The following is a 6,321-nucleotide window of genomic DNA, read 5'->3' as shown; positions in this document are numbered from 1 at the left end:
CCTTAGTACGATTGTCCGGTTAAATAGTTTCAGATATATACAAAAGGGTATCTTAAGTAATAAGCAAAAATGCCTAAGGAGAAAATCCTATGAACCAAGATTTACTATTACTTTCTAAGATTACCTCTAGAGATAAGAAAGCCTTAAGCGATCTGTACGATAAGTACGTACACTACCTCTATAATTTGATTCATCGATACATAACAGAAGTCCATCGAATCGAAAAAGTCATAAGACAGTTATTTGATTGTATATGGAAAGCTCCTCAATCATTTTCAGAGAGTAAACCTTTTTCAAAAACGTTAACCATCTTCTGCCTGAAGATCATTCAGAAGGAAAAAGCTTGCAGTCCTTTCAATAACTAGGCTCGAAGGCTTCTTATCGACAAGTATTTTTGACGCTTCTGCTCCACTCTATTAAAATAGTAGAGAACACTAGGAAAGGGGCGTCCCTATGCCGGAGTTAACTTATGAGGAACATAAGATTCACTATGATTTACATACCAAACCGACGATTTATTACGTAAAAATTTATATGGATGAATTGAATGGAGCTCAAGTTACCGCTCCCGAGAAAAGAAAGCCTGAATTAATCGAAGCATTTCTTAAGAAGAAAGCCGCCTGGATGAAAGAAACGTGGGAAAAGCATCACGCCGAGCTGTACCATGTTGATCGCCTTTCGGTGGAAGAGGGCCAGAAGATCAAATATTTAGGCCGCTCTTATCAATTAATCCTAAATGAAGGCAATGACTATGCTTTTTCCTTCAGTAAAGGAAAATTCCTTTTTACCTACCCTGGGGATAAAGAAGATGAGCAAATCAATAAGCAGTTAATCGCTTTTGCGAAAAAGTGGTTAAGGGAGAAGTCTGAGAAAAAATTCTCCGACCTTCATTCCAGATCAATTTCTAGTGAGGAAGATGCTGCGCGCTTAGGTAAGAAAGACCAGGATGAGATCGTATTGAATTGGCGGTTGATTCAACAGCCTAAAGAATCCATTCAGGACAAAATCCAGAAACTAATCGAGGAAGAAACGTGTTAGATTATTTATTAACAGACTTTCTTCCTGCTTGTAGAGGGAGCCGACTTTCTCTGCAAGCTTTTTTTAATCTCGCCAAGATTCTATTTTTTAGCTCTGTTATCGTTTATTATTGTTGTTTTCATAAGAGGCTTATTACGCAATAGGGCCGGATTGTTGAAGACTCAGTTTCGAGATAAATCGGGGTCCGTTACTTAATAGGTATAGGGATGGTGGGGAAATAACTCGTCTTGTTCCATCACCCAGACACTCGAGACATAAGCCTAGCATCAACGGATGGAAAAACCACCATCCTTTTGATGCTAGGCTTATGCTGGTCGTGTCTTTCGGGGTGATTCCACATTTGAACACTTTCCTATGGGGGAACGGTGAGCTTCCTCGCTCGTTTCACTCCCTGCGGGATCTCACCTAGTCCCTTCTCCCATGGGAGTCTCGCCATTTCCCCACCAACCCAACTTTAGTAGGAAGAACGGACCCTTTCGGAAAGAGAGGATTTTTTCTTCCTTAACCTGCCTGCAATGCTTATATAACAGGCTATCCCGCATAGTTCAGCTTGAATAAAGGATATACGCCCATATGGTTATTTTTCTTCGAGTGGGTGAAGGATGAACCCGTTTCGAGCTTCTGATTCGGCCAGGTCCGGAGGGGGACGATGAAGACTCCTGCGGGATGAACATGGTCGGTGAGATCCCGCAGGGCTGTTAAGCCCGAGGAAGCTCAACACATGCCCGCGAAAAGCGAAATCGTCCCCCGCAGGACCAAATTCTCACAAAAGTCTCGAAATCAAGTCTTCAACTAATGGGAGCTTTACCTTAAAATCAATTCGGACGTTTAACAGAACCTTTTTTTAAAAATAGAAAAGAAGAAGAGGATTATACTTTTATGATCGGCCCCATTGTTCGGCCAAGCGTCAACACACTTTGATTTAAGGATTCTATCCAAACGTAATCTACAAGAGAGAACGGTTCCCTTATTAGTTCTTCATCCACACCTGCTCTATTACTTGTTGAGGTTCTCTACTCTGATACGTCTCATACACTGGATGCTGGTGGGGAACGTTAAAAGCGACGATCCGGTAGCCTGAAAAATGATGCTCAACACTCGAAAGCAATAAGTCATATGCAGCTCCGACATCGACTGCTTGTAATTGAAACAAAGTCAGAATTTTATTCGGCTGTTGAGACAGCACCAAATATCCACGCGTTTCACCATCATCTTTAATGGCATAAATCTCGCGATGATCTACGAATGGAATCTTATTCTGCCACGGAACAGGCTCTTCTGAGACAGCGAGTTCCTTCCATTCACTGAAGGAAATTAACTCCACGGTATAAGGAGCATCTTCCCTTTACTCAAACATCATTCTCATTGTATATAATCTGTCATTTACGGAATACCCGTACTTTTCATATAAACGGATGGCTCCTGTATTATCAGAAATGGCTTCAAGAGTGGAGACCTCCACCTCTTTCTCCTTAAACAGGTCCTCTGACATCTGAACAAGTTCACGTCCCACACCATTTCCTCTATAATCAGGATGTACAGCCGTGCCGCCGTTATACGCCGTTAACTTGCCATCGATTGGCTGAATACTGTTCAGTATGATTCCGACCGGTTTTACGCCATCGTAGGCCACAAACGAATACTCTGGCGATAGTTTCTTCGAGGCAAGGGTCTGGATAAACGTATCGGCAGTCATTTGAATCTCCACCGCATAATCCTGAAATCCTTCATTCATGGCAGTTAGAGCGTCATCGATAGAGCAATGTAGCATTGATTTAATCTTCATTATAGTTCTCCCTTATCAATTCGACTTCAGTATAGAAAGGTTAACCATCTGATCCTCCCATGTAAAAGGGAAGCGTTTTCAATAAACGCTCCCTTTTCCTAAAGAATTGAAATCGATATGATTAATAACCTTCCCCGTTATTTACTATTTTGTTCTTTCCTTTTTAGAGCAGTTCTATAGGAGAAAACTTCTGCTGACATAATCCCATGTTTAACCGCAGGGTCTTCATTCATAAACATTTCTGCCTTTTCATCGTTTTCTTCCTCAAAAATAACAATCCCAAAACCTTTATCATCATCTCTGTCTGTTTTACCAGCTGTGATTACTTTGCCATCATTACAGTAATCTTTCAATCTGACAAAGTGCTGTCTAATCAGATCTTCGTCATGTTCCGTCCAATTTGTTCCCTCGTATAACCGGGGAATAAGCTTCAACACGTAAATGTACTCTCTCACAAAACCACCTCTTCTTTTCTAAATATCCATTCCATAATTCCTTCAACAAAAAAAGGTATGTTCCTTCTTGAAAGTAATTCCTTTTTTCCTGAGAGTTCATGCAAGATAATCTTTCCTGCCTCTCTTATAGCATATTGTTAATTTTATTTAAGAGGCTTATTACGCGATAGGGATAGTTTGTCGAAGACGCAGTTTCCTACCTGGGTTTAGCACTATTTATGGCCTGTAACTAGCTTCCTAATGTAACTCAACCATATAGTTCAAAAAAAATAGAGAGGCGCCCCTCTCTATTTTTGTCTTAATAATCTCATACTGTTTAAAATAACGAGCAAAGCAGCTCCTGTATCACTTAATACCGCCATCCATAACGTCAAAATGCCAGGGAAAATTAACAGCAGCGCTGCAAATTTCGTAATTAAAGAGAACCATACGTTCTGTTTAATAATCTTTAAGGAACGCCGGCTTAAATTGATAGTATAGGGCAGTTTTTCTAAATTATCGGCCATTAGCACAATATCGGCCGTTTCCATGGCTGTATCTGTCCCTGCACCTCCCATGGCAATGCCAAGATCCGCCGTCGCAAGTGCCGGTGCATCGTTAATACCATCTCCGACCATCGCCACACTTTTTCCTTCTGCCTGCAGCTTTTTAACAGCCGTTACTTTTTCTTCAGGCATCAAGTCTGAAAAGTAGCGGTCTACCCCTGCTGACTCGGCAACCTTTTTAGCTGTACCTTCATTATCTCCTGTCAGCATCACCATTTCCTTCAGACCCGTGCTTTTCAGTTTCTGAATAGAGTCGAGCGTGATCTCTCGAATTGTGTCCGCTACTCCTATCACACCTATTATTTCCGTGCGAGTACCGACGATGACGAGGGATCCCCCGTCTCCCTGGATGGAATGGATTTGGTCACGAATTTTATCCACTGAGATGTCCAGTTCTTCAAATAGTTTAGGGTTACCCGCGAAGTAATCAACGCCATCCATCGTGGCTTGAGCACCTTTTCCTGCAATGGCCTGGTAATTCAAGCCGTCTCTCACACCAATTTCTCTTTCCCCTGCATAATCCGTAATCGCTTTAGCAATGGGATGTGTCGAATGAGATTCGATTGTATGAGCGATACGAATCAGCTCGTCATGCTGGCCATTCAGCGCAAATACTTGTGATACTCTGGGTTTCCCTTCTGTTAATGTACCGGTTTTATCAAAAGCAATCGCCTGAACAGCGCCTGCTTTCTCAAGGAAGGTTCCTCCCTTAATTAACACGCCGTTCCTGGCTGCATTTCCGATAGCGGAAACAATCGCAACAGGAGTAGATATGACGAGAGCACATGGGCACGCAACTACCAGCAAGGCAAGACCTTTATACACCCATTCGCCAAAGCTGCCGAAGCCGGCAAGCGGCGGAAGCACCATCACAAGCAGCGCCAGACTGAATACAATCGGTGTGTACACTCTGGCGAAGCGATCTACGAAGGCTTGAGTCGGAGCTTTTTTCTCCTGAGCCTCTTCCACGAGATGAATAATCCCTGCAATCGTTGTATCTTCCACCAGCTTTGTTACGCGGATCTCAAGAGAACCGTGCTCATTAATCGTTCCAGCAAAAACGGTGTCGCCTTCCACTTTATCAACAGGAAGAGACTCTCCTGTAATCGGGGCCTGATTGATGCTGGAAGAACCTGCAACGACTTCCCCATCAAGAGGCAGCTTCTCTCCTGGTTTAACGAGAATTCTGTCCTGTATGGAAATACTCTCAACAGGTTTCCTTACCCACTCGTTTTCTACTTTCACGGTAGCTTCAGACGGGGCAAGATTAATGAGACTTCGAATCGAATCCCTCGTTCGCTCAATAGATCTATTTTGCAGCGTGTTCCCAAGAGCAAACAGCCAGACAACCATCGCACCCTCAAACCACTCACCGATAAGGGCAGCACCTAAAGCGGCAGATGCCATTAGAACATTCATATCCAACGAGCGGCTTCTGATGGAATAAAAAGCACTTCTGGCCGGCTTATATCCTCCAATTACAATGGAAGCTGCATAGAGCAGTGTGATCAGCAAAGCTGGAATATTCGTAAAGGAACCTATAAAACCCAAGGCAAGTAGTACCCCTGAAATAGTGGTTCTTTTATCAGTCGGCTTCTTCCCTGCCTCGTGATCTTCTGTTCTTCTTGAGGTTTCCAGAGAAGCTGCAAACCCTGATTTATCCACTTCCTGAATGATTTCTTCCGATGAAGTATCATGGTCAATATGCATCTTGCCCGTAGAAAAATTCACCGTGACTTCATTTACCTTAGGCTGACTGCCAAGATGTTTTTCAATCGTTTTGGCACAGGAACCACAATCCATCCCTTCAATAAGATAGGTTTGTGTATTCTTCTTCTTATCAGATACTCTTTCAGCTTCAAAGCCTAATTTCCGAACAAGGATGGGAACCTCGTGTAAGGTTTCCTCGTTTTTTGCAGCCACTTTCAACTTCCCTGTTCCATAGTGAATTTCCACGGTTTGAAAACCAGCCTGCTGCCCCAGACTTTTTTCAATAGTGGCGGCACAGGAAGGACAGTCCATTCCGGAAACGTTAAAAACGGTTACCCCGGAGGAACGCGAAAGGGATGGCTCTACTGTATGTGTTTCCTTCCTCTCGTCCATAGAGGTACTGTTGCTGCAGCAGCTGGACGTTTCTGATGTTGCTTCTTCGTTAGCTGCACCCATTTCTTTACTGCAGCACGAGGATGGTTCCTTTAATTGAGCAGCTTCATCATCTTCTTTACTACAGCACGTTGAAGTTTCCTTTGACTTAACAGCTGTATCACTTTCTTTGCTATAGCATGAGGATGTTCCTGCTTCTTCCACCACTGTAGCACTTTCTTTACTGCAGCAGGATGATATTTCCGTTGACTTAACGGCTGTTCCGCTTTGTCCATTTACAGGCGAAGTATTCTTGTTCGAACAGCAGCTGCTTTCTTGATGTTTTTCTGTATGGCTCATATACCTGCCTCCGTCCTTCTTTATCCGTTATCCTCATTGCTTATTTCTCATGGGC

The 6,321-nt window shown here is 43.1% G+C and carries 6 protein-coding genes; 2 read left to right on the top strand and 4 right to left on the bottom strand.

From position 1 onward, the window contains the following. Positions 1-89 precede the first annotated feature (89 nt). Both WAM07_RS05160 and WAM07_RS05155 read left to right on the top strand, forming a co-directional pair. Positions 90-365 carry an RNA polymerase sigma factor gene (locus tag WAM07_RS05160; RefSeq protein ID WP_422165342.1) on the top strand — a complete coding sequence of 92 codons (276 nt, stop codon included), beginning with the start codon at positions 90-92 and terminating at the stop codon, positions 363-365. An 88-nt stretch (positions 366-453) separates the two neighbouring features. Beyond that, entirely contained in the window at positions 454-1,038 is a 585-nt protein-coding gene (locus WAM07_RS05155; protein ID WP_422165341.1) for a YgjP-like metallopeptidase domain-containing protein, read from the top strand. 970 nt (positions 1,039-2,008) lie between these two features. Here WAM07_RS05155 and WAM07_RS05150 read toward each other — a convergent pair. The 4 genes from WAM07_RS05150 to WAM07_RS05135 form a co-directional block, all read right to left on the bottom strand. Beyond that, entirely contained in the window at positions 2,009-2,362 is a 354-nt protein-coding gene (locus WAM07_RS05150) for a hypothetical protein (RefSeq protein WP_422165339.1), read from the bottom strand. A 21-nt stretch (positions 2,363-2,383) separates the two neighbouring features. After that, the gene (locus WAM07_RS05145; protein WP_422165337.1) at positions 2,384-2,824 is read right to left on the bottom strand and encodes a GNAT family N-acetyltransferase; all 441 of its coding nucleotides are present in this window, start codon (positions 2,822-2,824) and stop codon (positions 2,384-2,386) included. A 137-nt stretch (positions 2,825-2,961) separates the two neighbouring features. Next, a complete protein-coding gene (locus tag WAM07_RS05140) occupies positions 2,962-3,279 on the bottom strand; it encodes a YciI family protein (protein WP_422165335.1) in 318 nt (105 codons plus the stop codon). Between the two features lie 287 nt (positions 3,280-3,566). Continuing rightward, positions 3,567-6,266, bottom strand: a complete 2,700-nt coding sequence (locus WAM07_RS05135; RefSeq protein ID WP_422165334.1) for a heavy metal translocating P-type ATPase — start codon at positions 6,264-6,266, stop codon at positions 3,567-3,569. Positions 6,267-6,321: the final 55 nt, after the last annotated feature.

It is taken from the genome of Halobacillus sp. (assembly GCF_049282395.1).
Classification (GTDB): domain Bacteria; phylum Bacillota; class Bacilli; order Bacillales; family Halobacillaceae; genus Halobacillus.
The sequence above is the reverse complement of the archived record's forward strand: the minus strand, read 5'-3'. Positions and strand labels throughout refer to the sequence as shown.

Bases quoted from the DNA above. Each gene is read 5' to 3' on its own strand.
- WAM07_RS05160 (WP_422165342.1), top strand. From the start codon at position 90: ATGAACCAAGATTTACTATTACTTTCTAAGATTACCTCTAGAGATAAG.
- WAM07_RS05155 (WP_422165341.1), top strand. From the start codon at position 454: ATGCCGGAGTTAACTTATGAGGAACATAAGATTCACTATGATTTACAT.
- WAM07_RS05145 (WP_422165337.1), bottom strand. From the start codon at position 2,824: ATGAAGATTAAATCAATGCTACATTGCTCTATCGATGACGCTCTAACT.
- WAM07_RS05135 (WP_422165334.1), bottom strand. From the start codon at position 6,266: ATGAGCCATACAGAAAAACATCAAGAAAGCAGCTGCTGTTCGAACAAG.